The sequence below is a fragment of the Kribbella sp. NPDC051587 genome (genome assembly GCF_044453945.1).
Classification (GTDB): domain Bacteria; phylum Actinomycetota; class Actinomycetes; order Propionibacteriales; family Kribbellaceae; genus Kribbella.
The window spans coordinates 179,918-206,292 of the sequence record NZ_JBITDE010000009.1 but is presented as its reverse complement, the minus strand read 5'-3'; the positions used below and the strand labels follow the sequence as shown (position 1 = coordinate 206,292).

Below are 26,375 nucleotides of genomic sequence, written 5' to 3'. Positions count from 1 at the left end.
ATTTCGCTGGCTGGCCACCGAAATTAGGGGTTAAGCACCGTGGTTCAGAGTGCTTAACCCCCAACGGGACTGCCTAGCCAGGCAAATGGCGGTTAGGAGGACATCCAGTTCTGGAGGCCTTCGATGGTGCGGGGCATGGCGTCGGAGAGGTTCTCGGCGCCGGTCTCGGTGATCAGGATGTCGTCCTCGATCCGGATGCCGATCCCGCGCAGGTCCTCCGGGACGGTCAGATCGTCGGCCTGGAAGTAGAGGCCGGGCTCGACGGTCAGGACGTAGCCGGTCTCCAGGTCGCCCTTGCGGTAGGTCTCTTCACGGGCCGAGGCGCAGTCGTGCACGTCGAGACCGAGCATGTGGCTGGTGCCGTGCAGGGTGTAGCGCTGGTGCAGCTTGCTGTCCGGGTCGAGCGCTTCCTCGACCGAGACCGGCAGCAGCTCCATCGCGTCCAGCCCGTGCACGATGACCTCCATCGCGGCGTTGTGACCGGACTGGAAGGGCACACCCGGCTTGAGGGCGGCGATGCCGGCGTTCTGCGCGTCCAGGACGAGCTGGTAGAGGTCGCGCTGGCGCGGTGTGAACTCGCCGTTCACCGGCAGGGTCCGGGTGATGTCGGCGGTGTAGAGCTGCCGGTTCTCGACGCCCATGTCGAGCAGCATCAGCGTGCCGTCGACGACCGGGCCGTCGTTCTCGATCCAGTGCAGTGTGGTCGCGTGCGGTCCGGCCGCGGCGATCGAGGTGTAGCCGACGTCGTTGCCCTCGGCGCGGGCGCGGCGCCAGAAGGTGCCCTCGATCCAGCGCTCGCCGTACTCGCGGACGCGGTCCATCTCGGCGAAGACGTCGGAGAAGCCGCGGTGGGTGATCGCGACCGCCTCGCGCAGCTGCTCGATCTCCCACGGGTCCTTCACCAACCGCAGCTCGGACAGCGTCGTGGCCAGCTCGCGGTCCCGCTCCTCGTCGGTCCGGGCACCGGTCAGCAGGGATGCGATCGAGTGGTCCTCCGCACGCCGTACCCGGGTCGGTACGTCGTTCTTGAGCGCATCGTCGAGCTGGTCGAGATGCCGGGTCTCGATGCCGAACTCACTCGCGGTCTCGGCCAGCGACGGACGGCGTCCGGCCCACAGCTCGCCGTACGTGCGGTCGCGCCAGAACTCCGAGCCCTGGCTGCGGTCTGAGCGCGGCCGGAAGTACAGGACCGAGTCGTGGCCGCTCGTCCCGTTCGGCTCGAGCACCAGGACGGCGTCCGACGTCTGGTCACCGGCCAACCAGACGTAGTCGGTGTGCGGCCGGAACACGTAGTCGGTGTCGTTGGACCGCACCTTGTACGTCCCGGCCGGAATCACCAGCCGCTCGCCAGGGAACGCCTGCGACAACGCGTCCCGCCGCTTCGCCGCCCAGCCGCCGACATCGCTCAGCGTCACATCCTGTCGCTCGGAGTCGGCCCACCCCGAGTTCATGAACGCGGCCAGCTTCTCGCTCGGCACGGAATCGTGTGACGCAGTCTTCGGCGCGGTGCTGTTCTCGGTCATCGTCGACCTGTCCTCGTTTCGGCGCAGGGGCTCGGTGTCAGCCCCGGGTGTGCAGTTCGTCACCGCGGGTCAGACCGCTGTCCGGCAGCGCTTCCGCGGGATCCGAGCCGATGCGCGTGATCGCGTTCTGCTCGTCCACGAAGACTACGCTCGGCACGAAGCTCCGCGCCTCCGCGGAGTCGAACATTCCGTACGCGATCAGGATCACCACGTCCCCCGGGTGGATCAGATGCGCCGCCGCCCCGTTGATCCCGACCACCCCGGACCCCCGCGGCCCCGCGATCAGGTACGTCGACAGCCGCGCCCCGTTGGTGACGTCGACGATGTCCACCTTCTCGCCGGCCACCAGATCCGCCGCCTCCATCAACGCCACATCCAGCGTGCACGACCCCACATAGTGCAGATCCGCCTGCGTCACCGTCGCCCGATGAACCTTCGACTTCATCAACTCACGCCACATGCGCGCCATCATCCGGCCCCCACCACCCCCTGTCAGTGGCGCCCATCACCACCCCCACCTCGAGCACCCCTCAACCACCCCAGCGCCGCCCAACTGGTGGACCCGTGCACAAGGTTCCCCACCCACCCCACCTTGAGCACCTACCAACCACCGCAGCACCCCGCCGATGGTCGAACCGTGCACAAGGAGCGCCCACCCCACGACCTCGAGCACCCATCAACCACTCCAGCACCGCCCAAACGGTCGGCCCGTGCACAAAGTGGGCGTGCAAAGGCCTCGCAAGCTCATACCTTGCGAGGCCGCGTCTTTTGTATCGCGTTCGCCGACACCGTTGGCTGGCCGACACGCGAACGGTGAGCGACATCACGGGTGCGGGCGATTGGCCGGAAGGGATCGGGGGCTGACATGCTGGGGCGGGTGAGCCCGAAGACGTTGACGGATTTGGTGGCGCCCGACTGGGCGGAAGCGTTGGCGCCGGTCGAGGCGACGGTCAGCCGGATGGGGGAATTCCTCCGGGGTGAGATCGCCGCGGGGCGGCCTTATCTGCCGGCCGGGGAGAACGTGTTGCGCGCGTTCAAGAGTCCGCTGGAGCAGGTGAAGGTGCTGGTGGTCGGCCAGGACCCGTACCCGACGCCGGGTCATCCGGTGGGGTTGAGCTTTTCGGTCGCTCCGGACGTCCGGCCGATCCCGCGGAGCCTCCAGAACATCTACCGCGAGCTGATGGCGGACGTCGGTGTACCGGCTCCTTCCAACGGTGACCTGACGCCGTGGGCCGAGCAGGGCGTGCTGATGCTCAACAGAGTGCTCACCGTGGAGCCCGGCAAGTCCGGATCGCACCGTGGCAAGGGCTGGGAGTCGGTCACCGAGCAGGCGATCCACGCGCTCGTGAACCGCGGCGGACCGCTCGTTGCGATCCTCTGGGGACGCGACGCGCAGACGCTCAAGCCGATGCTCGGCAAGGTCCCGTACGTCGAGAGCGCGCACCCGAGCCCGATGTCGGCGGACCGGGGCTTCTTCGGCTCCAAGCCGTTCAGCCGCGTCAACGCACTCCTCGTCGAGCAGGGCGCCGAGCCGATCGACTGGCGGCTGCCGTAGAGAAGGCCTGGAGGATCGAAGCCTAGGGTTCGCACCATGGACTTGCCGACGAACTGGGGTCGCTGGGGCGACGACGACGAGCTGGGCACGCTGAACCTGATCACCGACGAGGTGCGCGAGCGCGCCGCCCGCGAGGTTCGACTCGGCCGCTCGGTCTCGCTCGCCGTACCGATCCAGCCCGCGCCGATCGCCGGTGGTCCGTTTCCGCCGCGCACGGCCGAGGAGTCGCCGGTCCAGCAGATCATGGCGTTCACGGGCAGTCCGGCGATCGCGTACGCGGATTCGATGCTGGTGACCAATCACCACACCCTGTCCACCCACCTGGATGCGCTGTCCCACATCCCGCAGGACGGCATGGTGTACCCCGGCCGCCCGGCGAACGAGGCCGTCACCGCGTTCGGCGTCCGGAAGGGTTCGACCGCGGCCTTCGCGGCCGGCATCGTCACCCCGGGCGTGCTGCTCGACCTCGGCATCGACGGACCGGTCGCCGCCGACCGGGCGATCACCGCCGCGGACCTCGAGGCGGCCGAGCAGCGGCACGGCGTCCGGGTCGAGTCCGGCGACGCGCTCGTCGTCCGCTTCGACTGGGTCACGACCCGGTACCGCGGCAATCCGATGCCTGGGATGAGCCTCGACGCCGCGCGCTGGATGCACGAGCGCGGAGTCTCCGTGTACGCCGGTGATCTCGGCGACAAGTACCCACCCGAGCAGCCCGGTCGTCCTTCGGCCATGCACGGCGTCGCCCTGCCGCGGCTGGGAATGCCGCTCGTGGACGGGATCGACGCCGACGAACTGGCCGCCCTCTGCGCCGAGCTCGGCCGCTACACCTTCCTCTTCGTCGCCGCCCCACCCCGCATCCACGGCCTGACGGGGATTCCGGTGAATCCGGTCGCGATCTTCTGAGACGCTGAGGTGCATGACTCGATTCACCATCGATGCACCGACCCTGCTCCACCTGGTCGACTCCCAGCTGGCGGTCAATCCGGACCACCAGCTCGTCGCGCCGAGCTCGATCCGCTCGGAGGCGCTCACCACGCTCCTGCGCGACGTCCGGGCCGGCCGCCGTACCGAGCCTGAGGCCCGGCAGCTGCACACCCGGATGACCGAGCTGAAGATCCGCGTCCTCGGCGACCGGATGTCGCGCTGGACCGCCTGGAAGATCGCCCAGGAGCACGACTGGGACAACCTCCGGGACACGGAGTACCTGGCGGTGACGAAGCTCCAGGCCGACGCCCTCGTCACGGTCGACCAGGTGCTCGCCGCCAAGGCCGACGGCGTCGTACCGACGGCACCTCTGGAAAACCTGACAAGGTAACTTGTTCGAATGATCTATTGCAGGATCGTTCAACAATCTCCTATGGTGACGGGAATCGCATCCAGCGGGTCCGTCCCTGGGAGGAACCATGTGGGTTCTGCTCGCCATCGCGGTGGTCGTCGTCGGTTTCGCGCTCAAGCTGAACTCGATGCTGGTCGTCACCGCTGCCGGCATCGTGGCCGGTCTGATCGGCGGCATGTCACCGGTCAAGATCCTGAACGCCTTCGGCGACGGGTTCGCCGGTAGCCGGTCCGTCACCGTCTTCATCGTCACACTGCCCGTGATCGGGCTGATCGAGCGCTACGGGCTGCAGCATCAGGCCCGCAAGCTGATCGGCAAGCTCGCGGTCGTCACCACCGGCCGGTTGCTCGCCCTCTACCTGCTGATCCGGCAGGGGACGGCGGCGCTCGGCCTGACCAGCATCGGCGGCCCCGCGCAGGCAGTGCGGCCGCTGATCCACCCGATGGCGGCCGGTGCCGCCGAACGCCGCTACGGCAAGCTGCCGGACAAGCTCCAGGAGAAGATCAAGGGCTTCGCCGCCAGCGCGGACACGGTCGGGCTGTTCTTCGGCGAGGACATCTTCGTCGCGATCGGCTCGATCCTGCTGATCACCGGATTCGTCGACACGACGTACGGGCTGCACCTGGAGGCGATCGACATCGCCGTCTGGGCCATCCCGACCGGTATCTGCGCGCTCCTGATCCACGGCGCCCGGCTGCTCTATCTCGATCGTCAGCTGGACAACCTGGCGCGCGAAGTCCGGGCCGAGGCCAAGGAGGCGGCGAAGTGATCAAGGTCGAGTGGTTCTACTGGCTCTGCGGGCTCTTCTTCGTGCTGATCGCGCTGCAGGTCCTCAACGACCGCACCAACCCCAAGCGGCTCGGCAGTGCGGCTTTCTGGGGCATCCTCGGGCTCTCGTTCGGCTACGGCACCTTCGTGGTAAACAAGACCGCCCCCTCCTGGATCCTGGGCATCGCGGTGATCGGTCTGGCCGTGCTGGCCGGCTCCGGTTTCCCTGGCAAGGGCGAGGAACGTACGACGACGCCGGCCGAGCGAGCGACGTTCGCCGACAGGTTCGGCAACAAGCTGTTCCTGCCCGCACTGGTCATCCCAGTCGTGGCTGCGCTCTTCGGAGCGTGGCTGGCCAAGGTGAAGCTCGGCGACGGCACACTGCTGCTGCAGTCCGGCTCTGCCACGATCATCGGTCTGGGCGTCGCATCCCTGCTGGCACTGGCGGTTGCGGTCGCACTGCTCCGGCCACCCTCCCCCGCCGTACCGCTGCATGAGGGGCGCCGACTACTCGAGCACATCGGCTGGGCGGCCATCCTGCCGCAGATGCTGGCCACGCTGGGCCTACTGTTCAACGCCTCCGGTGTCGGCAAGGCAGTCGGCCGGGTCACTGACCACCTGGTTCCCAAGGGCTCGCTGATCGCCGCAGTCGCCTTGTACTGCATCGGTATGGCGGTCTTCACGATCATCATGGGCAACGCGTTCGCAGCGTTCCCGGTGATGACGGCCGCGGTCGGCTGGCCGCTGCTGGTGCAGCAGTTCGACGGTACGCCGGCGGTCGTGTTCGCGATCGGCATGCTGGCCGGCTTCTGCGGCACGCTCTGTACGCCGATGGCCGCGAACTTCAACCTGGTTCCAGCGGCGCTGCTCGAGATGAAGGATCAGTACGGCCCGATCAAGGCCCAGATCCCGACCGCGATCCCCTTGCTGGGTTGCAACATCGCCATCATGTACTTCTTCGCCTTCTAGCGTCCGAAAACACGCCGACCACGTACTGCAGTCCTTCGGACGCAAGCAAAGGAGACAACCCTCATGAAGTACGCCGCTGCCTGGTCCGCGATCGCCTGTGAGGTGCTCGAGACGCCCTACCCGTACGGCGCCGCGCACGCCTCACGTGATCCGGAGGATGTCGACGTCACGCCGCAGAAGCTGCACCCGGCGTTCCACGGCTCCTACGACTGGCACTCCAGCGCGCACATGCAGTGGTCACTCGTCCGCCTCCTCAGCCTGGCACCGGACCAGGACAGAGCGGTACAGCTACTGGACCAGCGGCTGACCACAGCAGCGATCGCAGCAGAGGCGGCGTACCTCAAGGAGCGCCCGTCGTACGAGCGTCCGTACGGCTGGGCGTGGGCGGCGATGCTGGTCGCCGCCACCCGCAACACCCAGTGGGCCGAGGCGACCAAGCCGTTGGGCGATGTGATCGCTGACCTCGTGCTCGACTGGCTGCCGCGCCAGGCCTACCCGGTCCGGCACGGCGCCCACCTGAACAGCGCGTTCGCCCTGTCGCTGCTGCTGGAAGCGTACGACGACCTCGGCCGGGGCGAGGTCGTCGACGCCATCCAGGCCCGGGCCATCGACTGGTTCGGCAAGGACATGGACTACGACACCCGCTTCGAGCCGTCCGGCACTGACTTCCTGTCGCCGGCGCTGTCCGAGGCGGAGCTGATGCGCCGCGTCCTGCCCACCAACGAGTTCGCAGAATGGCTGCACGCGTTCCTGCCAGGCCTAGGCAAGGAGAATCACCAGCACCTGCTGGAGGTTCCGGTCACTGATGACTCCGGCGACGGCCAGCTCGCGCACCTGTCCGGGCTTGCGCTCTCACGCGCCTGGCAGCTCCGCACGATCGCACCGAGCCTGCCCGACGTCACCGACGTACTGAAGGCCGGCGCCGACCGTCAGATCGACGCCGTCCTCCCGACAGTCACCGATGGCGACTTCATGTCGACACACTGGCTGGTGTCGTTCGCGCTCCTGGCCGAGCAGGCCTAGTGCCTTAAGGTATCCCGACCCAGCTGTGCCACAGCTGGGCATACCGCCCGCCGTCTTCCAGCAACGACTTGTGCGTACCGGTCTCGACCACGCGACCGTGGTCGAGCACCACGATCCGGTCGGCCTGCTCAGCCTGCGTCAACCGGTGCGCCACGATCAGCGTCGTACGCCCCTCGGTCGCAGCCACACTGGCTCGCTCCAACTCGCGTGCGCCCGCACTGCCGGCCTCAGCCGTCGCCTCATCCAGTACGGCGATTGGCGGGTCCGCGAGCACCAGACGAGCAAACGCGAGCTGCTGTGCCTGCGCACCGGTCAGCTGGTGACCGCTCTCGCCCACAACGGTTTCCAGCCCGTCTGGCAACGCACGAACCCACGCCAGCGCACCAACCCGCTGGAGCGCAGCCTCAACATCCGCCTCGGGAGCATCACCCCGCGCAAGCCGCACATCCTCCACCAGCGTTCCGGAGAAGACGTGCACCTCCTGGCTGAGCAGAGCGACCTGTGCACGCGTGCGATCCTCACCCAGCGCCTGGACGTCCACACCGCCGAGCTTGACCACCCCACTGGTCGGTGCGAACACTCCGGCCGCGATAGCGGCCAGCGTGGTCTTACCCGCACCACTCGCACCCACGAGAGCAACGCGCTCGCCTGGCTCCAGCCGTAGCGACACGTCCGACACCACCCGCGGGCCGTCGTCGTACGCGTGCTCAATGCCAACCAGCTCCAGCGAGGCGTCCCGCGGCCCAGGACCCTCAGACGGCTCCGGGATCGGCTCAAGCTCCAGTACGCCGGCCAGTCGCGCCATACCGGCTCCTGCGGTCTGGATCTGATCGAACTGCATCAGCAACACGTTGACCGGGTTGAACAGCCGGTGGAAGTACAACGCAGCCGCGGTGACCGCACCGATGGTCACGGCATCCGCGCGAACCAGGAAGAATCCGGCGACCAGAATCGCGGTCAGCCCGGTGAACTCGGCGTGGTTGATCCGCGAGGAGAAGAAGCTGAACAGCTTGAAGACCTGGACGGCGAGATCACGCGCCCGGGCCGACGTCGCGCCGATCGTCTCCAGTTGCCGGTCTTCGAGCTTGTACGCACGGACGGTCCCACTGCCGCGCAGCGACGCGATGATCGCTTCGGACCGGTCGCCCATGGCGATCCGCTCCTCGCGGTAGTACGGCGCGGACCGCGGCAGGTACCACCGCAGCGCGATCACATACATCGGCAACGCGAGCAGACCGGCCAGACCGAGCCGCCAGTCCAGAGCGAACAGACCAGCCGCGGTCAGCACGATCGTCAGCGACGCACCGAGCATCGCCGGACCCACCTCGGTCAGCGCCGAGGCCACCGCGCTCACGTCGTCCCCGACACGCGAGAGCAGGTCGCCCATCCGCACTTTGTCCAGCACCGGTGCCGGCAGCTGCAGTGCGCGGTCCAGCACCTTCTCCCGGATCCGCGCGAGCACGGTCTCGCCAACGCGCGCTACCAGCGTCACTCCGAATGCAGTCAGCAGCCCGGACACCAGGGCCGCGCAACCGATCAGCAGCACCACCTTGAGGATCGCCGAGCGATCACCCGCGGAGATGTCATCCACCAGCACACCAAGGGCCCACGGCGCGACCAGTCCGGCCGCACTGCCACCAGTGATCACCACAGCAGCGATCAGCGACAGCCCAGGCAGCCGACGGATCTCACTCCACAGCACGGCCCACGTCGCGCGCGGTCCGGCAACAGGCAGCAGGTTCATCGCAGTACCGCCTCTTGATAGGCCGCGTCGGCCGCAGCCAGCTCGGCGTGCAATCCCTCGGCGACAATCACACCGTCGGCCACGACGACCACGCGGTCCATCTTGCCGAGCAGTGCCGGGCTACTGGTGAGCACAAGTGTCGTCAGACCAGCCCGTACGTCGGCCAACCCTTCCGCCAGTAATTCCTCGGTCACCGCGTCCACCGCCGTACCCGGATCGTGCAACACCAGCACCGGCGGCTCTGCGAGCAGTGCGCGGGCCAGACCGAGCCGTTGACGCTGCCCACCAGACAATGCCTGTCCTTGGTCAGCCAGAGGGCGGTCCAGCTCGTCAATCAGGTCAGCAGCACCAGCCGCTGTCATCACTCGGTCCAGCGAAGGTGAGTCCACCAGCAGGTTGCTGCGTAGCGTCCCCTCGAACAGGTCCGTGTCGTGCTGTTCCAGCAGCACAGTCCCTCGCACCACGTCGATGTCGAGCTCATCGATCGCCGTACCGCCGATGCGCACCGTCCCGGTGAGGTCAGGGGCTCGTCCGGTCACCACTGCCAGCAGGGCGTCCGCGTCGCGCGGGTCGTAACACAGCACGCCTACGGACTCACCGGTCTTGAGGGTCAGATCTGTTGCCGACAAGGTCTTGTAGGAGACGCCGTTCAGCTCCAGCAGCGGTTTGGTGGGGTCCAACGCTGTACGAGTACCGCTGACAACAAGAGGCTCGGCCGACAGCACACCCGCCAGGCGGGCGGCGGACGCCTTCGCCATGGCGTAGATCTGACTGGCCCAACCGAGTCCTCCGACCGGCTCCGCCACGAACTGCGCCAGACCGACCACCGTGATCAGCTCACCGATGGTGATCCGCCCGTTCAGTGCGAACCACCCCGCGACGCCGGCGACCGCTGCGAGCAGCAGCCCACTCAGTGCGGTCGTCACGCCGTCCTGCAGGCCGTTCGTCGAGGCTGCGCGCAGCGTCGCACGCAGGGTGGCCTGGCTGGACCGTCGGTACCGCTCAGCCGCGTTGTGCTGCGCACCAATCCCCCGCAGCGTCCGCAGACCACCAACCAGGTCCGTGGCCAGTGCGGTCGTCTGGGCGACCGCCTCCTGCTGGCTCGACGTCCGCCGGGTCAGCAGCGGCGACAAGGCCTGGATCCCCAGCACCAGCAGCGGTACGCCGATCAGCACGCCCAACCCGAGCGGTACGTCGACCACCAGCAGTGACACCGAGGACACGATCAGTGCGGTAGAGGTTGCGAACCCGATGGCGACCGCCCGCATGACCACTGCGGCCTTCTCCGCATCGGAGGTCGCGATCGACAGCAGCTCACCCGCCCGCAGCCCGGTCCGCTGTCCCCGTGGGTCCAGAACCCGCTGAGCGATCTCCAGCCGCAGCAGATGGGTCTCGTACTCGATCGCCCGCACCACTTGCCGCGCGCCGATCTTCCAGGCGTTCGACAGCACCGCGAACAGCACGACCATCATCAGCACGCACCACAGCAGCGGCTGAATGTCTCCACTCGACACCGCGCGATCAACGAAGATGCCGATCGCCACCGGCACCGCTGCCTCGCTCGCCTGGTGCAGCGACATGAACAGCACCCCGGCGACCATCCGGCCGCGATGCCGCCGGACCGCGCGCCTCAACAATTCCCCACTCCGCATAGTTAGGTCACCCTAACTGATCAGTCGATGCGGTCAACGATTGACAGCGGAAGCCGATCACCGTACGGTCTCGCGATAATAGGAAACTTTCCTAACAGTTGACTCGGTTGCATCCCACGCAGCGAGCCGACACCACGAGACCGGCGGAGGGAGGCAGGGTTATCCCATGGCAACAACACCTGGAACTCCTCGCCTGCTCCGCGCGATGAACGACCGGTCCGCCCTGGACCTGCTGCTCTCCCAAGGGCCGCTGTCCCGGACGACGCTCGGCCACCTGACCGGCCTGTCCAAGCCGACCGCTTCCCAGCTGCTCGCGCGGCTGGAGGCGGCCAACCTGGTGCGCGCCAGCGGGACCACCGCCGGCCGCCCCGGACCGAACGCCCAGCTGTACGAGATCAACGGCGACGCCGCGTACGTCGCCGGGCTCGACGTCACCCCGACCCGGATCCGCTCGGCGATCGCCGACCTGACCGGCAAGGTGGTCGGCCAGTTCGAGCTGCCCACGCCGGGCCGCAGCGCCAAGGGCACGGTCGAGCGGGTGATCAAGGCGATCGAGGGTGCCGCCGGTGAGGCCGGCCTGAACCGCGCGAACCTGCACCGGGTCTCGATCGGTACCCCGGGTGGTTTCGACCCGACGACCGGCCGGCTGCGCTACGCGACCCACCTGCCCGGCTGGCACGCCCCGCACCTGCTCGAGGAGCTGGCCGCGGCGATCGCCGTACCGCTCGAGGTCGAGAACGACGTCAACCTCGCCGCGGTCGCCGAGCGCCAGGTCGGGCACGCCCAGGACAGCGAGAACTTCGTCCTGCTCTGGGGCGAGGAAGGCATCGGTGCGGCGATCGTGGTCAACGGCCGCCTGCACCGCGGCGCGACCGGCGGCGCCGGCGAGGTCGCCTTCCTCCCCCTGCCCGGTACGCCGCTGGTCCGCAACGTCGGCCGGAACAACGCCGGTGGTTTCCAGGAGCTGGCCGGTGGCGAACCCGTCCTGGCCCTGGCCCGTGCGCACGGCATCAAGGCCCGTACGCCGGAATCCGCGATCTCGGCCGCCCTGGCGACCCCAGGGGCCGGCGACGCAGTCCTGTCCGAATTCGCCCACCGACTCGCCGTCGGTCTGGCCGCCATCGTGTCCGTCGTCGACCCCGAGCTGATCGTGCTCGCGGGGGGCGTGATCACCGCCGGCGGCGAACGCCTGCGCGGTCTGGTCCAGGACGAGCTGGCCGATCTCGCCGTCCCAAGACCGCGGTTGCTGATGACCGCGATCCACCTCGATCCCGTGCTGTCGGGGGCACTGCAGTCCGCGCTGAGTGCCACCCGCGACGAAATCTTCGACACCGCTAGTTCTCCACCCATTTCCTAGGAGTCAAACGGATGCAACGCCTGTCTCGTGCCCTTGTCGGCACCGCTGCGGTGGCCCTGCTCGCCACCGCCTGCACCGGTACGTCGGAAGCCCCGAAGGCCAACGACGACGCCACCAAGGACGTGACCATCACGTTCTGGCACGGCTGGAGCGCCCCCAGCGAAGTGGCTGCGATCGACGCCAACATCAAGGCGTTCGAGGCGAAGCATCCGAACATCCACGTGAAAGCCGTCGGCAACATCAACGACGACAAGATCAAGCAGGCCCTGCGCGCGGGCGGCCCGAACTCGCCCGACGTGGTGTCGTCGTTCACCACCGACAACGTCGGGACGTTCTGCGCCTCGAACGTGTTCGCGGACCTGAAGCCGTTCCTGGACAAGTCCGGGGTCGACCTGGACAAGACCTTCCCGAAGCCGCTGCAGGACTACACCCAGTTCCAGGGCAAGCGCTGCACGCTGCCGCTGCTGAACGACGCGTACGGCCTGTACTACAACAAGGACGCGTTCAAGGCCGCCGGCATCACCGCGCCGCCGAAGACGCTGTCGGAGTTCAACGCCGACGCGAAGAAGCTGACCAAGGCCAAGGGCGACTCGTTCGCCCAGCTCGGCTTCATGCCGAACTTCCACGGCTTCGAGTCGACCACCACGCACTTCGCCGCACAGTGGAACCCGACGTATTTCAGCACCGACGGCAAGTCGAACCTGGCCGCCGACCCGGCGTTCGGCAAGATGCTGACCTGGCAGTCCGGGCTGGTCAAGGAGCTCGGCGGCTTCGCCAAGCTGGAGAAGTACCGCGCCACCTTCGGTGACGAGTTCGGCTCCAAGAACCCGTTCCACACCGGCCAGGTCGCGATGTCGATCGACGGCGAGTGGCGGCTCGGGATGGCCAAGGAGGCCGGGGTCAAGTTCGACATCGGCGTCGCGCCGTTCCCGGTCCCCGACGACCAGGCCGACAGCTACGGCAAGGGCTACCTGTCCGGCACCATCATCGGGATCGCGAACACCAGCCAGAAGCAGAACGCGGCCTGGGAGCTGGTCAAGTTCATGACCACCGACACCGACGCCGTGGTGAACTTCGCGAACGCGATCCACAACGTGCCGTCCACGCTGGACGCGCTGAAGTCGCCGAACCTGAAGGCCGACGAGAACTTCAAGGTCTTCCTGGAGATCGCGCAGCACCCGAAGAGCAGCACCACCCCGGCCAGCCCGAACGGTGGCGCCTACCAGCTCACGCTGCAGGACTTCGGCTACGCCTACGAAGCGGGTAAGCAGACCGATCTGGCCGCTGGTCTCGCCAAGACCGACGCCCAGATCGACAAGGACATCGCGCAGGCCAAGTGATGGCGACCATCTCGGTAGGACTCCGCCAGAAGCGGCGCAAGGAACGCTTGCGCAACCTGGCCTTCCTGTCCCCGTGGCTGATCGGGGTCAGCGTCTTCTTCCTGTACCCGCTGTTCTCGACCGTCTACTTCAGCTTCATGAAGTACGACGGGTTCACGCCGCCGGTGTGGACCGGCCTGAAGAACTGGACCTACGTCTTCACCGACTACCCGTTCTTCTGGCCGGCGCTGCGGAACACGCTCTGGCTGGTGATCGTCATGGTCACCCTCCGGGTCGTGTTCGGGCTCGGCATCGGCCTGCTGATCACCAAGGTGAAGACCGGCGCCGGGATCTTCCGGACGCTGTTCTACCTGCCCTACCTGGCACCGCCGGTGGCCGCGACGATGGCGTTCGCGTTCCTGCTCAACCCCGGTACCGGGCCGGTGAACAACATCCTCGGCAAGCTCGGGCTGCCGCAGCCGGGCTGGTTCAACGACCCGGCGTGGTCGAAGCCGGCGCTGACGCTGCTCGCGATCTGGGGTATCGGGGATCTGATGGTCATCTTCATGGCCTCGCTGCTCGACGTACCGCTGGAGCAGTACGAGGCCGCGTCGCTGGACGGTGCCGGGGCGTGGAAGCGGTTCGTCCACGTCACGCTGCCGAACATCCAGCCGATCGTGCTGTTCGCGGTCATCACCGGCGTGATCCAGACGATGCAGTACTACACCCAGCCGTTGATCGCCGGAAAAGTCGCGAGTGGCGTGATTGGTGGCTCTGGGCAACAGTTCGAGCCCGGCTACCCGGACAAGTCGACGCTGACCCTGCCGCAGCTGGTCTACAACCTGGGCTTCCAGCGGTTCGACACCGGCGGCGCCTCGGTGATCGCACTGGTGCTGTTCGTACTGGCCATGATCTTCACGGCGATCTTGATGCGCCGTGGCAGTGGCTTCCTGGCCACGGACGAATGAGGGGCTGCTGAGTGAGCACATTGACCGTGGAGGCCGCGTCCTCCACCCCCAGCCTGAGCGCGGCGGGACGCGAGGCACGCCGGACCAGATTTCTGAACTGGGTCGCCGTGCACGCGTTGGCGATCGCGGCCGCGTTGTTCTTCGTCCTGCCGTTCGTGTTCGTCGCGCTGACCGCGTTGATGAGCGACCAGCAGGCACTGACCCGGAACCTGTGGCCGGACAGCTGGCACTGGGAGAACCTGAAGACCGTGTGGGAGACGCCAGGGTTCCTGACCTGGTGGAAGAACACCCTCATGTACGCCGTTCTGGGCACGGTGCTGACGTTGGTCTCGAGCATCCCGGTCGCGTACGCCCTGGCCAGGTTCAAGTTCCGCGGCCGCAACTTCGCGATGATGCTGGTGATCTCCACGATGATGCTGCCGCCCCAGGTGGTGATCGTGCCGATGTACCTGTTCTGGGCCAAGCAGCTGCACCTGTCCGGGACCCTGTGGCCGTTGATCATCCCGCTGGCGTTCACGGACGCGTTCTCGATCTTCCTGCTCCGCCAGTTCCTGCTGACCATCCCGAAGGAGTACGTGGACGCGGCCAAGGTCGACGGCTGCGGTGACTTCCGGGCGCTGGTCCGGGTCATCCTGCCGATGGCCAAGCCGGCCATCGCGGCGGTCGCGCTGTTCCAGTTCTTCTACTGCTGGAACGACTACTTCGGCCCGCAGATCTACGCCAGTGAGAACCCGGCCGCCTGGACACTCAGCTACGGCCTGGAGTCCTTCAAGGGCGCCCACCACACCAACTGGAACCTCACCATGGCCGCCACCTTGCTGGTGATGGCCCCGGTGATCATCTTGTTCTTCTTCGCGCAGAAAGCCTTCATCGAAGGCGTCACACTCACAGGGGTCAAAGGTTGAAACTCACAGTCGTAGGCGGCGGATCCACCTACACTCCCGAACTCGTCGACGGCTTCGCCCGGCTGCGTGACACGCTGCCGGTCTCCGAGCTCGTCCTGGTCGACCCGGCGGCCGACCGGCTCGAGCTGGTCGGCGGGCTGGCGCAACGGATCTTCGCCAAACAAGGGCATCCGGGGCGCGTCACGACCACGTCGAACCTCGACGAAGGCATCGAGGGCGCGGACGCCGTACTGCTGCAGCTGCGGGTCGGCGGGCAGGCCGCGCGCCAGCAGGACGAGACGTGGCCGCTGGAGTGCGGTTGTGTCGGTCAGGAGACGACCGGCGCCGGCGGCCTCGCGAAGGCGCTGCGGACGGTTCCCGTCGTACTGGACATTGCCGAGCGGGTACGGCGTACCAACCCGAACGCGTGGATCATCGACTTCACGAATCCGGTCGGCATCGTGACCCGGGCGCTGCTGTCGCACGGCCACAAGGCGGTCGGACTGTGCAACGTGGCGATCGGGTTCCAGCGGCGCTTCGCCAAGCTGCTGGGGGTCACTCCGGGGCAGGTGCAGCTCGACCACGTCGGACTGAACCACCTCACCTGGGAGCGGGCGGTCCGCGTCGACGGCGAGGACATGCTGCCGAAGCTGCTCGAGAGCCACGTGGGCGAGCTGGCCGACGACCTGCACCTTCCGGCCGGGTTGCTGCTGCAGCTGGGTGTCGTACCGTCGTACTACCTGCGCTACTTCTACCAGCACGACGAGGTGGTTCAGGAGCTGCTGACCAAGCCGTCGCGCGCCGCGGAGGTGGCTGCGTTGGAGACCCAGTTGCTGGAGATGTACGCCGACCCACAGCTCGACGAGAAGCCCGCACTGCTCGAGAAGCGCGGCGGTGCGTACTACTCCGAGGCTGCCGTGGACCTGGCGTCCTCACTGCTCAACGACACCGGTGACATCCAGGTGGTGAACACGCTGAACGACGGCACGTTCCCGTTCCTCGCCGACGACGCAGTCATCGAGGTACCGGCCACCGTCGGTGCGGACGGCGCCATGCCGGTGGCCGTCTCCCCGCTGGAGCCCCTGTACGCCGGTCTGGTCGCCAACGTGACGGCGTACGAGGACCTGGCGTTGCAGGCGGCCATCAAGGGCGGCCGCGAGCGAGTGTTCGAGGCCCTGCTGGCACACCCGCTGGTCGGGCAGATCACGATCGCCGAGCAGCTCACGGACAAGCTGCTCGCCCACAACAAGGAGCACCTGCCGTGGGCACGCTAGGCGGAGCCGCGGTGCCGGGCGGCGTACTGGCCTTCGACGCCGGCAACAGCAAGACCGACGTCGCCCTGGTGTCGGCCGACGGCCGCGTGCTCGGGACAGCACGCGGCGGCGGCTTCGAGCCGCACGTCATCGGCGCCGACGCCGCTGTGGCCGGTCTGGAGCCCCTGGTGCGGGCTGCAGCCGCCGCTGCCGGTCTACCGCTCGGCGACCGGCCCCTGGTCCAGCAGATCTCCGCCTGTCTCGCGAACGCCGACCTCCCGATCGAGGAGGAGCGGCTGAGCGCAGCCTTCGAGAGCTTCGGCTGGGCCGAGTCGGTCTACGTCACCAACGACACCTTCGCCCTGCTGCGGTCCGGCGTGGACGAGCCCCGCGGCGTAGCCGTCGTCTGCGGCGCAGGCATCAACTGCGCCGGTCTCCTCCCCAACGGCCGCACCGCCCGCTTCCCCGCCGTCGGCCGCATCTCCGGCGACTGGGGAGGCGGCCAGCAGATCGCCGAAGAAGCCTTCGCGGCCGCCGCTCGCTCCGACGACGGCCGTGGCCCGTTCTCGGCCCTGGAGACAGCCCTCCCGGCCCACTACGGCGTACCGTCCGTCCCGGCCCTGATCGAGGCCCTGCACCTGGGCGACATCCCCCACAACCGCCGCCTGGAAGCAGGCCCCGTCCTCTTCCAGGTAGCAGCCGCCGGCGACACCATCGCCCGCGAGGTCGTCTACCACCAGGCCGAAGAGATCGTCACCATGGCCGTCGTAGCCATGCGCCGCCTCGACATCCTCGACGAGCCCACCGACGTCATCCTCGGCGGTGGAGTCCTCACCGCAGGCCACCCGCTGCTCATGGAGACAGTCATCCGCCTCCTCACCGCAGCCGCCCCCAAGGCAGTCGCCCGCGTCATCGACGTACCGCCTGTAGTAGGCGCAGCCCTCCTAGGCCTCGACCACACCCAAGCACCCCCAGAAGCGCACCTAACCCTCAGATCCGCCTACGCGACCTCCCCTGCCGCGTAGACGACACCAGGCGGTCAGGCCCGGACCCCGTGCCCGAACCTGACCGCCTGTCTCTATTGCAGGCTCGCCGCGTCCTCGAGGATCACCTCGTTGTGCTCGTAGCCCGGCGACACCTCCGGCTTACCCGGCTTGATCACCGGCGCCAACGCAATCCACACCAGGCACAACGCGTCCTCGTCGAACTCCTCAGCTGTCGCAGTCGCCTGCAACAACACATCTCCACTCTCGAGCCGCCGTACCGCCACAAAGGCCTCTGACGCCTCCAGCCCGGCCACACCCCCCAACCGCTCAGCCAGCACCGCCGGACACAAGGTGATCCAGCCATACCCGCGCAGAAACTTCGAGCTCTCATCGATCGAGGTGATGAAGTCTCGGTGCAGCGCCATATCGAGAGATGTCGCATGGTTGATGTTGCCGTCAAGGATCACTTGCCCATAGTCGACGGAGAGGTGCCCGACGCAGTCCTCCAGAAACGACATCCATCGCTCGCCCGCGTCAACGGCGAGCAACTCCGGCGTCCGCGCGTTGATCGTGAGCCGCACCCGCCCCGGTACGCCGCCGTGCTCGTCGATGACCGTGATCTCGACACTTCCTACAGGTTCGTCGGACTCGTCAACCATCGCCAAGGTCAGCCCGAGCGGCCGAGCTGCTAGTGCATTCAGGCGCTGCTCCCACCCGCACTGCGAGAACTTGCGCTGCGCCATCCGCGCGCCCCGAGGCTGATCCACGAACGCCCCACTTGCCGCCCCGGAGCCGAGCCGGGCGAACAACTCCGGAAAGAAGGCAACCCCGCCTTCTAGCCAGCTCCTCGCCACCGCCGCGAAGTCCACGTCGTCAGGCAACGCACAATTCACCTCGACATGTACGAGCGAGATGCCTCGCATCGGTCCTCCTCGGCGCCGCCAGCCAGGTCAGCATGGCATTGTGCCGTACACAAGGACTGGAGGTGGGCAGGGATTGAGGCCTTGTCGTCGGGCGGTATCAGGCTGGCGGGCAGGCTCCGGCGTACGCGTATTACCAGTCCTTATGTACGCCTCACGGCGTTGCGCAGACTGCGTAGGCGGTGATGCTCCAGTTGTTGGGGGTGCCGTCTTGGTCTTCGAAGGCTTCGGCGCGGACGCTGGTGAGGTCAGCGCTGGGGACTACGTCGTCGAGGAGGACCTGGCCTTTGCCGTTGGCGATTTCGTGGCCGGTGCCGACGACCTTCTTGCCGGCGGGGCAGGTGGCGGTGACGGACTTGTTGGTGGCGGAGTCGGTGGGTGAGGTGGCTGCGACGCGCTGGAGGCCCGGGAGGGGCGCTCCGCAGCGGGCGCTGGCTACGGCGGACCAGCTGTCGGTACGGCCGCTCTGGGTCTCGAACACGTCGACGGTGACGCTGGTGAGGTCGGCGCTGGGGATGGCGTCGTCCAGGGCGAGGCGGCCGCCGTCGGAGGTGCTGGCGCCGGCGCTGGTGGTGACGGTACCGGCGGGGCAGCGGACGGTGACGGCCTTCTCGGCGGCCGAGTCGTTGGCCGAGAACTGGGAGAGCGACTGGCGGATGGGAGCCGACGTACAGATCGCGTAGGAGGTGAGGCTCCAGGAGCTCGCCGTACCGGTCGCCTGGGCGGAGCCCCACTCGCGCTCGATCTGCGTGTACGTCGAGAGCGTGGCCTGGCCGCGGGCGCCGACGAGCTCACCTCCGGCACCGAGGATCGAGCTGCCGCCCGGGCACGCGGCGGTGGCGACCTTGGACGCGTCCGAGTTCGGGCCAGCGGTCTGGCTGACGAGCTGCAGGTCCGGTACGGCGGCCTGCGCGGGCTGGGCGGAGACGAAAGCGGTGCCGATCAGGGCGGCTGCGACGAGTGCGCGCGGGAGGATCATGCGCCCAAGGGTCGGGGTGACCTCAGGGTCACACCAGCTTTTTCAGCGTGCTGAAATTCGCTCTACGGACAGGCTTGAAGTGTGTTTGGGTAAGGGTGTAATCATGATTACATGAGTACACAGACTGAGACTGAGCGGGTGCGCGGCTGGGTCACCGGCCGGCTGCCCAAGGAGTGGTTCGAGGGCGGCCTGGAGCTGACCATCGACCGGGACGAGATCCTGATCGTCGGCCGGCTGGCCGCACCGGAGCAGAGTGGCGACGTGAGCGCCGCCGAACGGTCCGCCGCCGAAGAGGGCCGGATCAAGCAGTACCGCGAGGACACCCGGGAGCGCCGGATCGAGATCGCCCGCGAGCTCGAGCACGCCACCCGGCGCAAGGTCGCCTGGGGAGTTGAGTGCGGTGAGACCCGCAAGGTCTTCACCTCGCTGTCCGCGCCCGTGATGACGCGGCTGCGGCAGCCCGAGCGGCAGGTGCTCGACACGCTGGTCGACGCCGGCGTGGCCCGCTCCCGCAGCGACGCCCTCGGCTGGTGCGTGAAGCTCGTGTCGCAGCACGCCGACACCTGGCTCGCCGACCTCCGCGAGGCCCTCACCAAGGTCGAGGACGTCCGCAGCGCCGGCCCGGACCAGGCCACCGAGGACCCGGCCAAGAAGTAGTGGACATGGCAACGGGCGGCAACCCGATCCGGCTGCCGCCCGCCTTGCGAAGGTCTTACTGCCAGGTGCCGTTCGGCGGGGTCCCGTTGGAGTAGCCGCCGTTCTGCGGCGCACCGTGCGCCGCCGGGTACTGCGGGTCAGCCGGCGGCTGGTACTGAGCCTGCCCCTGCGGCTGTCCCTGGTACGACGTCGTGCCGTTGTCCGTGGGCATCGGCTTCTTGATGTTGTCGCGGTCGAACAGGTTGGTCAGCGCCCGGCCGGCCATCTCGCGGCCACCGAGACCGAAAGCAAGACCGAGGGCGAGCGCGGCACCGGCGAGCACGATCAGCAGCGTGTTCCCGGTCAGCTGGACCGCGATCCCCAACTGCGTGAGCGCGGCGAAGGCGGCGTACACGAGAATCGCGTACTTGCCGACCTTGGCCAGGGTTTCGTTGCCGGTGGCACCGCGGATGATCGCGGCCAGGAAGTTCGCGAACAGCGCGGCCAGACACAGGATCACGATCGCCGCGAAGATCCGCGGGATGTAGCCGAGCATCGTGGACATGAAGTTCGAGATCTCCGGAACGCCGAGCGCGGAGGCGAACATCGTGAAGCTGATCAGGAACACGAACCAGAACACGACCTTGCCCAGCACCGCCGAAGCGGTCAGCCCCGTGCCGGACCGCTGCAGCACACCGGAGACACCGGCCCGCTCCATCCATTGATCGAACCCGACCCGGCCGAGCAGCTTCCCGACCAGCTTGCCGAGTACTTTCGCCACGAAATACCCGATCACCAGAATGACCAGGCCGCCGAGCAGGTTCGGAACGAACCCGAGCAGCTTGCTGAACGCGTCCTCGAACGGCCCAGTGAAGTCGATCGCTAACGGACTCATCGGGATTTCCTTCCGATTGGCCCGCATCCGCCATCGCGCAGCACACCGCATACGCGACCCCGGCTACGGGCGGATGCAGTGGTGTCTAGTATCACCCGTTCCCCTCGTTGCTCAGGGCAAACGGTTGTCACATGCCTGTAATCATTGGATTGCAAGGCAATGTCGTTGCCTAAACTGTGCGCATGACCGCCGACCTCACGATCCGCCGCGCCACCGCGGCCGATCTGCCCGCCATCATCACCATGCTCGCCGACGACCAGCTGGGTACCAACCGCGAGTCGGTCGACGACATGACGCCGTACGAGCAGGCTTTCGCCGCCATCGACGCCGACCCGAACCAGCTCCTGGTCGTTGCCGAACGCAAGGACGAGCTGGTCGGCACCCTCCAGCTCACGATCATCCCCGGCCTGTCCCGCCGCGGCTCCTGCCGTGGCCTCATCGAAGCCGTCCGCGTCGCCGCCCCCGCCCGCGGCTCAGGCCTCGGTACGACGCTCATCCGCTGGGCGATCGAGGAATCCCGCACCCGCGGCGCCACCCTCGTCCAGCTCACCTCGGACAAGACCCGCACCGATGCCCACCGCTTCTACACCAACCTGGGCTTCGAGAACTCCCACGAAGGCTTCAAGCTCAAGCTCACTTGATCTGCGCGGCCGGCGCGGTCCACGTGTTGCACCCGGCCGGCCCCTTACCGGTGAACCCACGCTTGAGCCACTGGCGAAAGTTGCCCGAGGCCCGGGAACTGCCGGTCCCGATGTGCCCGTAGTTGGAGCGATGCACTCTGCTCATGTGCACGGAATTCTGGTTGGCACCCAGGAAGGCCGCCGCGAAGCAGTGTGCCTGCATCTCGTTCCGCTCCGTCACCAGTTCCTGGGCAGCCGCGCCGACCGTAGCGTCGTACCGCTCGCCATAGCCGTCGGCCATACCGGTCAGCGACTGCAGATGATGCCCGTACTCGTGGGCCATCAAGAACTGCACCGACGGACCGAATCCCTCCACGGCGTAACCCGGCCAATTGAAGTAGATCCCGTTCTCAGCGCCGCAATAGAAGGCACCCGTGTCTTTCTCCATCTCCCCACACTGCGACGAGGTCGGCCCCGTCGGAGCGGCGTACACGGCCCTCGGCGGCGAGAAGTCGTACCCCGCACGCTTGACCACCGGCTCCCACCCCTTGTTCAAGCACACGATGAAAGCCGTCGCGTAGCGAACCATCGCCCGCTCCGACGTCTGCCGATCCGTCGGCAGCACACACTTGACCCCAGCCACCTTCCCGGCGCCGTACAACCGGTTCTTCAGCAGCCCGTCATCCTTCGGCGGCAGCAACACCTTGTACGACGAAGGCGTCCGCGCCACCGTAGTCACCACCGGCCGCGGCCCCACCGAAGGCGCCGACTCCGTCACCACCGGAGTTGTACATCCGGCCAACAGGCCGACGGCCAGTACGCCGTTCGCCAAGCGGACAAGGGATGTGGACATCAGCTGACCTCGATCGGTGGAGCGGTGAAGGTATTGCAGGCGCTGGGCGAGGCTTGATAGAGGCCGGCGAGGGTCCAGCGGGCCCGGCTGGAGCCAGACCCATGGTCGCGGATGACGGGGGCGGAGAGCTCATCGCCTTGATGTTTGGCGACGTACTGCAACTCCAGGTATTTCGGGCCGAACAGGTCGAAGGACACGCTGTTCGCACCGAGGAAGGCGCCGCCGAGGCAGTTGGCCTGGAGCTCGAGCCGGCGTTCGTCCTCGAGCTGGACGGCCTTCGTCGGCTTCTTCCGGTGACCGAGCTCGTAGGAGTCGAGGATGCCCGCGAGGTTCTGCAGGTGGTGGCCGTACTCGTGGGCGAACGCGTCCCGGAACGTTGCCTCGTCGCGGATCGGAAACGTCCCGATGTACTCCGGCCAGTTGATACAGATCTTGTCGTCGCTGTAAAACGCTCCGGCACGCTTCGGCGGATCCTCGCACGCCCGCGGTGTCGCGGCCGGCTTGCGCGAGTCGTAGACCTCGACCAGCGCGACAGGCCGGAACTTGAGCTTCGCCGCGACGACCACCGGCCGCCACGCCTGGTCCAGGCACTTGACCATCACCCGCGCGTACGACAACAGCTCAGCCTTGCTGAGCGGCGGCCTGCCCGGCAACGCACACGGAACCGCCGGCACTTTGCCCTGCGAGTAAAGCCTGTTCGCCACAACCACCTTCGGCCGCGTCGCCTCCACACGAAAGATCGGCGTCGGCTTGAGCACAGGTATCGGCTTAGGCCGCGGAGCAGGCGTCGGCGTCAGCGTGGGAACCGGTTGCGACACCGCCACCACCTCCGACCGCACGGCCGTCCCAACCCCAGCCACCACAGCAACCGCAACAGCCAGTACGGCGAAGCCGGCCGCCTTGAGCATTAACCGACTCGTTTGGGTGATGCCGTGAACGTGTTGCAGGAGGCGGGGCTGGCGGACTTGAACGCGGGGCCTCCCCAGAACCACTGGCTCGCGCGGGAACCGTGGTCGCGCTCCTTCTTCGGGTTGTACTCGTCACCGCTGTGCTTGGTCTGGAACTCCCAGATCTTCAGCCGGTTGCCGGAGTAGCCGAAGGAGACCTTGTTCGCGCCGAGGAAGGCGGCCCCGAAGCAGGTCGCCTGCAGTTCGGTACGGCGGCTCCACTCGAGCTTCTTGGCGGCGTCCTTCGCCCCTGCCTCCTCCGAGTCGGAGGCGGTGAGCATCTCGGTCATCTGCTGGACGTGGTGACCGTACTCGTGCGCCATCGTGCTCATCATCCACAGCCGGGCCTCGAGCGGCGCCTGCTTGTAGCGCTTGAGATCGTCCTGCCAGTCGATGGCGATGGTCTCGTCCGCCGGGCAGTAGTACGTCGTGTCCAGGTCGCCGGTGCAGGACGACTGCGGGAGTTTCGGGCTCTTCAGGACGACCTTCGGCGAGCGGAACGTGTACTTCGCCTTCTTGACCGCCGGCGCCCAGACGTCGTCGAGACACGGCACCATCGCCTGGTAGTACTTGAGGATCGCCGACTGCGAGTTCGGCTTGATCGAGGGCTCCTTGCAGTTCGCCGAGGCGAGCTTGCCGGCCTTGTAGATGTCGTTCTTCTGCAGCCTGACGAGGTTCGGGACGTACGGCACGGTGACGGTGACCGTCGGGTCGGGCGGGATCGGGACCGGGGCGGTGGACTTGTGGACCGAGGGGCGGGACAGGGGGCTGTCGACCGAGCTGTCGTAGCTGCTGATCGCCTTGAAGCAGGCGACGCCGACCGAGGCGGTGACGACGAGGGTGAGGGCGGACAGGCTGGCGATGACCGCCTTCGAGTACTGGCGCGGCGGTGGGGGCGGTGGGCCGATCTGCGTGTACTGGGCGCCGGCCCGCGAGTACGGGCGGTTCCAGCCGACGCGACGGGCACCACCGGTACGGCGGGTGCCGGTGAGCGGGGTCGTCGGCGCACCGGGGAGTGGGGCGGCGGGTGGTCCGCTGTAGACCGAGACAGCTTCCGGGTCCACCGGGAGCGGACGCGCCTTGCGACGCAGCGCCGACTCACCGGGGTCGGTGAGCGCACGGGCCTTGCCGAGGGCGATCGGCTGCGCCCGGTTGACCGTGGGGAGTGGCGTGCTCTCACCCTCGCTCAGGAAGTGTCCGGCCCCCGGTGCAGCGGCGTCGGGCTTCTCGTCAGGCATCGCTCGTCCCCATCGTTCGTGTCATGACTCAACCGACCTTGGCGGCTGGCGCTCCAAAAGTGTTGCAGGTGCCCGGATCGGTCTTCGCAAAGCCCTGGCCCATCCACCACGCGTGGCTCTTGATCGACCCGTGGTCGCGCGGCTGCTTCTTGTCGTTCTCGTCGCCGCTGTGGTTGATCAGGTAGGTCCAGTGCTGCGCCAACTGCCCCTGGAGCGGGTAGCTCGCTTTCGCCGCGCCGACGAACGCCGCGGCGAAACAGTTGCCCTGCAGCGCCTGCCGCCGGTCCTGCTCCAGCTCGGCGGCCTTGTTCTTGGCCCGGTCCCGGACGTTGTCCGAGGCGTCCAGGATCCCGGTCAGGTTCTGCACATGAACGCCGTACACGAACGCGATCGACTGAAGCATGTCGACCGCCGTACCGGCCTTGTCCTTCGGGTAGTCGTCCACGAAGCCCTGCCACGGCATGGTGACGCTGCCACCCTGCTCGTCCGCGCAGTACGACGCGACCTCCTTCTGGATTCCGCAGGCGGTCTCGTTGCCGTCGTCGAAGATGATCAGCCGCGGCGTGCCGAACTCGAACCCGGCCTTGGTGACGATCGGCTTCCAGGCGTTGTCGAGGCACTTGATCATCGCCTCGAAGTACGAGGCGACGTTCTCGCGGGAGTCCGGCCGGTACGCCGGTTCCTTGCAACTGACCGCGGCCAGCTTCCCCGCCGTGTAGATCGGGTTCTTGCCCAGTACGTCGGCGTCCGGGGTCACCTTCCGCGGAGGCTTCTCGGTGCCCTTCACCGACGGCGTGACCAACGGATTCGCCAGCAGACCGTCACTCTTGGTGAGCAGCATCGCACCGCCGAACACGATCCCGCCGACCACCACCAACGCCCCGGCCACGATCCCGGCGATCAATGCCTTGGACCGCTTCTTGTTCGGGTCGAACGGAACCGGGTCCGGGTGGAACACCGCCCGGTACGCCGCCGCCGGGTCCTGCGCCGGATTCCTGAGCCGCGACCCCGCCAAGCTCGGACCGTCCAACCGCGACCCCCGCAACTGCGGCGCCGCAACGTCGTCCGGCGCCTTGCTCAACCGCGGCGTCGGCGCCTGCAACGGCGCAGCCCCACGCTCAGCAGGCTTGTCCGCCCCGCCGCTGTCCCCCGCCCCGCCCGGCAAAAAGTGCCCCACCCCAGGCCCCTTGGGCCCGTCCGGACCGGGCTCCGGCTGATCAGCCATGTCTCTCTTCTCTCCCCATACCGCGTTCCCCGATCCGCCCCCAGACCGGCGGCTGATCCTAAACCTCAACCAGCCCAACCACCCACTCAATTGCACCTTTTGACATTCCCTAAAACTTACCGACAGTTAAGTTTCAGGGACCTGAGGAGCCTCGCTAGGGTCGCCCCATGAGCACAGACTTCCAGTGCCGCTCCTGCGGTGAGCAGCACTCCGGTCTCCCGTCCGCGTTTCACACCGAGGCACCGGCGTACTGGCGGCCCGAGCTGGACGGTGCTCCGGGCTCGGAGCTGGGGTCCGATCAGTGTGTGATCGACGGTGAGCACTTCTTCGTCCGAGGTCTGATCGAACTTCCGGTGATCGGCACCGCTGACACCTTCGTCTGGGGTGTCTGGGTCTCACTCAGCCAGGAGAGCTTCCAGCACATCTCCGATCGCTGGTTCGCCGAGGGCCGGGAGGCTGACCCGCCGTACTTCGGCTGGTTGTCGACGGAGCTCGACTACTCGCCCAGCACCCTGAACCTGAAGACCAACCTGCACAGCAGACCGGTCGGCGAACGCCCGCTGATCGAGCTCGAGCCCACCGATCATCCGCTGGCGGTGGAGCAGCGCGATGGCATCACCGCGGCCCGCGCCCAGGAGATCGCCGAGCGGCTCCTGCACCCGAACAGCTGAATATTCCAGCGGACGTAGGCTGGGGGTATGAGCTGGGCTGTTTATGCGGTGCGA

The 26,375-nt window shown here is 67.5% G+C and carries 26 protein-coding genes; 15 read left to right on the top strand and 11 right to left on the bottom strand.

Features of this window, described 5'->3' with window-relative positions:
- Positions 1–92: 92 nt before the first annotated feature.
- Both ACIA49_RS28955 and panD read right to left on the bottom strand, forming a co-directional pair.
- Entirely contained in the window at positions 93–1,523 is a 1,431-nt protein-coding gene (locus ACIA49_RS28955; protein ID WP_396380666.1) for an aminopeptidase P family protein, read from the bottom strand.
- Between the two features lie 37 nt (positions 1,524–1,560).
- On the bottom strand, positions 1,561–1,983 hold the full coding sequence (gene panD / locus ACIA49_RS28950; protein WP_396380664.1) for an aspartate 1-decarboxylase: 423 nt from the start codon (positions 1,981–1,983) through the stop codon (positions 1,561–1,563).
- Between the two features lie 405 nt (positions 1,984–2,388).
- Between panD and ACIA49_RS28945 the strand changes: the two genes are divergently transcribed.
- The 6 genes from ACIA49_RS28945 to ACIA49_RS28920 all read left to right on the top strand — a co-directional run bounded on the left by ACIA49_RS28945 (position 2,389) and on the right by ACIA49_RS28920 (position 7,174).
- The gene (locus ACIA49_RS28945; protein WP_396380662.1) at positions 2,389–3,078 is read left to right on the top strand and encodes a uracil-DNA glycosylase; all 690 of its coding nucleotides are present in this window, start codon (positions 2,389–2,391) and stop codon (positions 3,076–3,078) included.
- A 36-nt stretch (positions 3,079–3,114) separates the two neighbouring features.
- Positions 3,115–3,981: a cyclase family protein gene (locus tag ACIA49_RS28940; RefSeq protein WP_396380660.1), complete on the top strand. Its 867-nt coding sequence runs from the start codon at positions 3,115–3,117 to the stop codon at positions 3,979–3,981.
- A gap of 13 nt (positions 3,982–3,994) precedes the next feature.
- Positions 3,995–4,393 (top strand): type II toxin-antitoxin system VapC family toxin, encoded by a 399-nt coding sequence (locus ACIA49_RS28935; RefSeq protein WP_396380659.1) that lies wholly within the window; start codon positions 3,995–3,997, stop codon positions 4,391–4,393.
- A gap of 88 nt (positions 4,394–4,481) precedes the next feature.
- Entirely contained in the window at positions 4,482–5,183 is a 702-nt protein-coding gene (locus tag ACIA49_RS28930; RefSeq protein WP_396380657.1) for a DUF969 domain-containing protein, read from the top strand.
- Entirely contained in the window at positions 5,180–6,151 is a 972-nt protein-coding gene (locus ACIA49_RS28925) for a DUF979 domain-containing protein (RefSeq protein WP_396380655.1), read from the top strand. Before ACIA49_RS28930 ends, ACIA49_RS28925 begins: the two co-directional genes overlap by 4 nt.
- A gap of 63 nt (positions 6,152–6,214) precedes the next feature.
- Positions 6,215–7,174, top strand: coding sequence for a DUF2891 family protein (locus ACIA49_RS28920; RefSeq protein WP_396380653.1), 960 nt, complete (start codon positions 6,215–6,217; stop codon positions 7,172–7,174).
- 4 nt (positions 7,175–7,178) lie between these two features.
- Here the strand turns inward: ACIA49_RS28920 and ACIA49_RS28915 are convergent, their stop codons facing one another.
- Positions 7,179–8,918, bottom strand: a complete 1,740-nt coding sequence (locus tag ACIA49_RS28915) for an ABC transporter ATP-binding protein (RefSeq protein WP_396380651.1) — start codon at positions 8,916–8,918, stop codon at positions 7,179–7,181.
- Entirely contained in the window at positions 8,915–10,570 is a 1,656-nt protein-coding gene (locus ACIA49_RS28910; protein ID WP_396380649.1) for an ABC transporter ATP-binding protein, read from the bottom strand. The genes ACIA49_RS28915 and ACIA49_RS28910 overlap by 4 nt, the downstream gene beginning before the upstream one ends.
- Positions 10,571–10,736: 166 nt before the next feature.
- On the opposite strand from ACIA49_RS28910, the gene ACIA49_RS28905 reads away from it, so the two are divergent.
- Genes ACIA49_RS28905 through ACIA49_RS28880 form a run of 6 tightly spaced genes read left to right on the top strand, consistent with a single transcriptional unit; the run spans position 10,737 to position 17,376 of the window.
- A complete protein-coding gene (locus ACIA49_RS28905; protein ID WP_396380647.1) occupies positions 10,737–11,927 on the top strand; it encodes an ROK family transcriptional regulator in 1,191 nt (396 codons plus the stop codon).
- An 11-nt stretch (positions 11,928–11,938) separates the two neighbouring features.
- The gene (locus tag ACIA49_RS28900) at positions 11,939–13,267 is read left to right on the top strand and encodes an ABC transporter substrate-binding protein (RefSeq protein ID WP_396380646.1); all 1,329 of its coding nucleotides are present in this window, start codon (positions 11,939–11,941) and stop codon (positions 13,265–13,267) included.
- A complete protein-coding gene (locus ACIA49_RS28895; protein WP_396380644.1) occupies positions 13,267–14,214 on the top strand; it encodes a carbohydrate ABC transporter permease in 948 nt (315 codons plus the stop codon). Before ACIA49_RS28900 ends, ACIA49_RS28895 begins: the two co-directional genes overlap by 1 nt.
- An 11-nt stretch (positions 14,215–14,225) precedes the next feature.
- On the top strand, positions 14,226–15,119 hold the full coding sequence (locus ACIA49_RS28890; RefSeq protein WP_396380642.1) for a carbohydrate ABC transporter permease: 894 nt from the start codon (positions 14,226–14,228) through the stop codon (positions 15,117–15,119).
- A complete protein-coding gene (locus tag ACIA49_RS28885; protein WP_396380641.1) occupies positions 15,116–16,372 on the top strand; it encodes a 6-phospho-beta-glucosidase in 1,257 nt (418 codons plus the stop codon). The genes ACIA49_RS28890 and ACIA49_RS28885 overlap by 4 nt, the downstream gene beginning before the upstream one ends.
- Positions 16,360–17,376, top strand: coding sequence for an N-acetylglucosamine kinase (locus ACIA49_RS28880; RefSeq protein ID WP_396380640.1), 1,017 nt, complete (start codon positions 16,360–16,362; stop codon positions 17,374–17,376). Before ACIA49_RS28885 ends, ACIA49_RS28880 begins: the two co-directional genes overlap by 13 nt.
- A gap of 53 nt (positions 17,377–17,429) precedes the next feature.
- On the opposite strand, the gene ACIA49_RS28875 is transcribed toward ACIA49_RS28880, so the two are convergent.
- Positions 17,430–18,260 carry a hypothetical protein gene (locus ACIA49_RS28875; protein ID WP_396380639.1) on the bottom strand — a complete coding sequence of 277 codons (831 nt, stop codon included), beginning with the start codon at positions 18,258–18,260 and terminating at the stop codon, positions 17,430–17,432.
- Positions 18,261–18,411: 151 nt separating this feature from the next.
- Positions 18,412–19,236 carry a hypothetical protein gene (locus ACIA49_RS28870; RefSeq protein ID WP_396380637.1) on the bottom strand — a complete coding sequence of 275 codons (825 nt, stop codon included), beginning with the start codon at positions 19,234–19,236 and terminating at the stop codon, positions 18,412–18,414.
- Between the two features lie 111 nt (positions 19,237–19,347).
- On the opposite strand from ACIA49_RS28870, the gene ACIA49_RS28865 reads away from it, so the two are divergent.
- Complete coding sequence (locus ACIA49_RS28865) at positions 19,348–19,893, top strand: hypothetical protein (protein ID WP_396380635.1); 546 nt, start codon at positions 19,348–19,350, stop codon at positions 19,891–19,893.
- Positions 19,894–19,948: 55 nt separating this feature from the next.
- Here the strand turns inward: ACIA49_RS28865 and ACIA49_RS28860 are convergent, their stop codons facing one another.
- The gene (locus ACIA49_RS28860) at positions 19,949–20,767 is read right to left on the bottom strand and encodes a hypothetical protein (RefSeq protein WP_396380633.1); all 819 of its coding nucleotides are present in this window, start codon (positions 20,765–20,767) and stop codon (positions 19,949–19,951) included.
- 182 nt (positions 20,768–20,949) lie between these two features.
- Here ACIA49_RS28860 and ACIA49_RS28855 point away from each other — a divergent pair, with 182 nt between their 5' ends.
- Positions 20,950–21,408 (top strand): GNAT family N-acetyltransferase, encoded by a 459-nt coding sequence (locus ACIA49_RS28855; RefSeq protein ID WP_396380631.1) that lies wholly within the window; start codon positions 20,950–20,952, stop codon positions 21,406–21,408.
- Here the strand turns inward: ACIA49_RS28855 and ACIA49_RS28850 are convergent.
- Genes ACIA49_RS28850 through ACIA49_RS28835 form a run of 4 tightly spaced genes read right to left on the bottom strand, consistent with a single transcriptional unit; the run spans position 21,401 to position 25,650 of the window.
- The gene (locus tag ACIA49_RS28850) at positions 21,401–22,240 is read right to left on the bottom strand and encodes a neutral zinc metallopeptidase (RefSeq protein ID WP_396380630.1); all 840 of its coding nucleotides are present in this window, start codon (positions 22,238–22,240) and stop codon (positions 21,401–21,403) included. The two genes, ACIA49_RS28855 and ACIA49_RS28850, sit on opposite strands and share 8 nt — an antisense overlap.
- On the bottom strand, positions 22,240–23,148 hold the full coding sequence (locus tag ACIA49_RS28845) for a neutral zinc metallopeptidase (protein WP_396380628.1): 909 nt from the start codon (positions 23,146–23,148) through the stop codon (positions 22,240–22,242). The genes ACIA49_RS28850 and ACIA49_RS28845 overlap by 1 nt, the downstream gene beginning before the upstream one ends.
- Entirely contained in the window at positions 23,148–24,425 is a 1,278-nt protein-coding gene (locus tag ACIA49_RS28840; RefSeq protein ID WP_396380627.1) for a neutral zinc metallopeptidase, read from the bottom strand. The genes ACIA49_RS28845 and ACIA49_RS28840 overlap by 1 nt, the downstream gene beginning before the upstream one ends.
- A gap of 28 nt (positions 24,426–24,453) precedes the next feature.
- Complete coding sequence (locus ACIA49_RS28835; protein ID WP_396380626.1) at positions 24,454–25,650, bottom strand: neutral zinc metallopeptidase; 1,197 nt, start codon at positions 25,648–25,650, stop codon at positions 24,454–24,456.
- A 167-nt stretch (positions 25,651–25,817) separates the two neighbouring features.
- Here ACIA49_RS28835 and ACIA49_RS28830 point away from each other — a divergent pair, with 167 nt between their 5' ends.
- Entirely contained in the window at positions 25,818–26,321 is a 504-nt protein-coding gene (locus ACIA49_RS28830; protein ID WP_396380624.1) for a DUF2199 domain-containing protein, read from the top strand.
- Positions 26,322–26,375: the final 54 nt, after the last annotated feature.